Source organism: Pseudomonas sp. AC463 (assembly GCF_979253585.1).
On sequence record NZ_CEEDDZ010000333.1, the window covers coordinates 1 to 322 of the forward strand.

The 322-nt window shown below is 66.8% G+C and carries 1 protein-coding gene; it reads left to right on the forward strand.

The features are described 5' to 3' along the window. Positions 1-322, forward strand: a 322-nt coding sequence (locus tag AC0IYH_RS30385) for a glycosyltransferase family protein (protein WP_471837860.1), incomplete at both ends; no start/stop codon positions are given.

The following is a 322-nucleotide window of genomic DNA, read 5'->3' on the forward strand; positions in this document are numbered from 1 at the left end:
GGCGCTGTATTGTTCGGTCGATCCGGCGCTTTATCGTCCGACCGGCGCGGAGAAGCGATGGGACCTGTCGTATCTCGGCACCTATAGCGACGACCGCCAGCCAACGCTGGACCGCCTGCTGCTCGCGCCGGCGCGGGCGCGTCCCGATCTGCGCTTCGTGGTGGCCGGACCGCAATATCCCGCGTCCATCGACTGGCCGGACCATGTCGAGCGGATCGAGCATCTTCCGCCGGCGGAGCACGCCCATTTCTACTCCGCATCCCGCTACACGCTGAACGTCACCCGCGCGGACATGATCGCGGCGGGCTGGTCACCTTCAGTA